General features: G+C 35.8%; 3 protein-coding genes. 2 read left to right on the top strand and 1 reads right to left on the bottom strand.

The window, feature by feature from the left end; all coding sequences use genetic code 11:
• Nucleotides 1-143 precede the first annotated feature (143 nt).
• Entirely contained in the window at nucleotides 144-932 is a 789-nt protein-coding gene (locus tag B371_RS0100895) for an alpha/beta fold hydrolase (RefSeq protein ID WP_019412464.1), read from the top strand.
• A gap of 145 nt (nucleotides 933-1,077) precedes the next feature.
• Complete coding sequence (locus B371_RS0100890) at nucleotides 1,078-2,361, top strand: M48 family metallopeptidase (RefSeq protein WP_019412463.1); 1,284 nt, start codon at nucleotides 1,078-1,080, stop codon at nucleotides 2,359-2,361.
• Between the two features lie 84 nt (nucleotides 2,362-2,445).
• Here B371_RS0100890 and B371_RS0100885 read toward each other — a convergent pair whose 3' ends face one another.
• Nucleotides 2,446-2,979, bottom strand: coding sequence for a hypothetical protein (locus tag B371_RS0100885; RefSeq protein WP_019412462.1), 534 nt, complete (start codon nucleotides 2,977-2,979; stop codon nucleotides 2,446-2,448).
• Between the last annotated feature and the right edge of the window lie 269 nt (nucleotides 2,980-3,248).

The raw sequence follows: 3,248 nt of genomic DNA, 5'->3' as shown, positions 1-3,248 counted from the left end.
GATACTTTTTGAACAACCTCTAATATAGTAAATCAGCAAAGTATGTAGAGTTTATTGAATTATTTAGAAAAAACTAATGTATCTGCTTACATTTGTTGAAATGTGGGTATGTGTATAATAACTAAAAAAATGGAGTTGTTATGATGGGTCAACAACAAATAAATTTATCAAACCTTAATCTAGCATATCAAGATTTCGGAGAAGGAGAACCAGTTGTATTGCTTCATGGTTTTTGCGGAAGCCATTTATATTGGGACAAAGTAATTTCTGCTCTAGCAAATAAAAATCGAGTCATAGTACCGGATTTACCAGGTCATGGACAGTCTAATTTTTCAAAAGGAAATTATGAAATGGAATATATGGCGGATACATTAAAAGAGTTATTGGACCGTTTAAAGCTGGACAAAATAACGTTATTTGGACATTCTTTAGGTGGATATATAACATTAGCTTTTGCAGAGAAGTATGAAGAACGACTTAATGGTTTTTCATTAATACATTCTACCGCGCATCCTGATTCTGAGGAAGCAAAAATAGGTAGAGATAAATTGATTGAAAAAGTTAATTTAGAAGGTGTATCTAGTTTAATTGATGAATTAATCCCAAAACTATTTGCACAAGAAAATTTAGAAAACAAAGTAGAAGATGTTAAAAAGGCAAAGGAAATTGGCTATGGTACTTCTAAAGAAGGAGTAATTGGGATGCTAAAGGCAATGAGAAATAGACCGGATCGAAATCTTGTATTAAAAAATAGCACTCTTCCGGTTCTCTTAATAGCTGGTGAAAAAGATCAAGTTATCCCGCCTGACCGAACATTTTCAGTTCACAAAGAAACCATTTCTCAAGTATTAATACAGGGCGCTGGACATATGAGTATGATGGAAAAACCTAAGCTTCTGATCCCGGAAATCCAAAAGTTTTTAAAATACTAATTTTTATAAGGTGAGTGATACTATGTTTTTTACATAGTATCACTTTTTAATGATTTTTATTCCAATTTAAAATTTATTGACACATTCATATTTATTCATATAATTAAGTATTATATGTAAATATCATACAAGAGGGAGGCCGTCTATGAAAGCGCACAATTCAACATCAGATAGAGAAACGGTTTACTTCGTCTTAAGCATTATTTTTAGTGTATTTATATACATCATAGCTGCAGTTTCAATTATTGGAATCGGTATAGCAATAGGTATTCTAGCTGTTATGTTATATATGAACTTGATCATGCTCGGATCAATTAGAGGTAATGGAATTCGTTTGCAACAAAATCAATTTCCCGATGTGTACGAGCGAGTAGTAGCATATTCAAATGCAATGGGTTTAAAGCGAGTACCTGAAGTATTTATTGTACAGTCGGAAGGTGCTTTAAACGCTTTTGCTACAAGGTTCCTTGGACGTGACATGGTTGTTATTTATTCAGAAGTATTTGAACTTGCTAGACAGGGTGGAGCAGCTGAATTAGATTTCATCATTGCTCATGAATTATCCCATATTAAACGCCGCCATGTGTGGAAAAATCTGCTTTTAATGCCTTCTAATTTCATTCCTTTTTTATCACAAGCATATAGCCGGTCATGCGAATATACATGTGACCGGGAAGCAGCATATTTTACTCAAAATGGGGTTGCAGCAAAAAGGGCTCTAACAATATTAGGAGCAGGTAAGGATTTATATTTAGAGGTGAACGAACAAGCCTATTTAGAACAAATAAAGAGTGAGTCGAATGTTGCAGTTTGGTTAAGTGAGATACTATCAAGTCATCCGCGTTTACCCAAACGTATTCAAGCCGTCGGACGGTACATGAGTGTAGAAGGCAACACTTCATATGTTCCAAATCATGGGAAAATAGCCCTTGGCGCGACTTTATTATTTGGAGGAATATTTGGAGTCTATATGCTAACTATCTTATTATTTTCTGCGGGAGGAATCGTATATGCTAACTTCATACCTTCTTTCCTATCAGAAGGTGCATATTATGAAACATCCGAAGGTGAAACCCCACTTATGACTGCTGCATACAATGGTGATATGGAAAGTATAAATATATTAATTGAAGAAGGATCTAATGTAAACGGTACAGATGCAGAGGGGTATACCGCTTTAACATATGCTGGTTTTTCTCAAGAAAATGATATTGCACTATTATTATTAGAAGCAGGTGCTGATCCGAATATTCAAGATGACTACTCAACTCCACTATTGAACGCGTTATATGATGAGAACTACGAATTGGCATCCATTCTTTATGAATACGGGGCTGATCCAACACTAGAAGATCCCTCAGGAGAATCTGCGTATTCTTTTCTAGAAGTCGATAATGACGAAGATTTTTTAAGATTAGTAGAGAATTAATAGCATCAAAAGAAAAGAGGACGTTTAAAAGTCAGGATGATGACTTTCAAAACGTCCTCTTTTACTATTTTAGAAAGTGTTAATTTAATAACATTGAAAAGATGTAATTCTCTCTAAATCCGTTCCATAATAACTCCATCTACGGCCACTCCATCTAAAACCAGCTATGGATTGTCTACCGACGTAAGTAGGGTAAAGCCAGAAAGAACGGCCGTTTCTTAACCATACATAAGTAAATTTGTACAAGCATCCACGAATTGCTCCCGGATCTACTGCATAAATCCCAACGCCATCTCTAGCCATAGCTGGTTGTGTTGGAATAAAGGAAGGGGGTGGACTAGTCGGTGCTTCAGAAGAGGGTCGATCTACAGGCGGTATTCCTTGTCCGGGAAATCCGGGTAGTCCTCCTTGTCCAGGGAATCCAGGTTGTCTAATTTGTCCAGGAAAATTTGGGTTTCCAAAGCCTGGTCCTCCTTGTCCAGGAAAACTTGGGTTTCCGAAGCCTGGTCCTCTTTGTCCGGGAAAGTTAGGGCTTTCAAAGCCTGGTCCAGGAAAATTAGGTCTTCCGAAGTCTGGTGAGTCATCATCGGGTAGAAATGGGAAAAATTGATTAACCAAAAGTGGGCATCTCCTTTAAACTGTATTCGATTTAGTATATGGCTGTATCGAATTACAGCTTGGGTGATGGGGTATAACATTAACTAATTGGCGAAGTAAGTTATTATATATTTTAATTAAAGTTCGAAAAACATAAGAAAAGTGATAACTTGTTAGAGATTATAAAAATCGGAAGCGGAAAATAATATATTAATTTAAGAGGTTGATATGATGGGGATTCGTACTAGGACTATGTTATATAAAAGTATAGTTGAGTCAATTTCATAATA

This window comes from Paenisporosarcina sp. TG20, from assembly GCF_000286315.1.
Lineage (GTDB): Bacteria > Bacillota > Bacilli > Bacillales_A > Planococcaceae > Paenisporosarcina.
The sequence above is the reverse complement of the archived record's forward strand: the minus strand, read 5'-3'. Positions and strand labels throughout refer to the sequence as shown.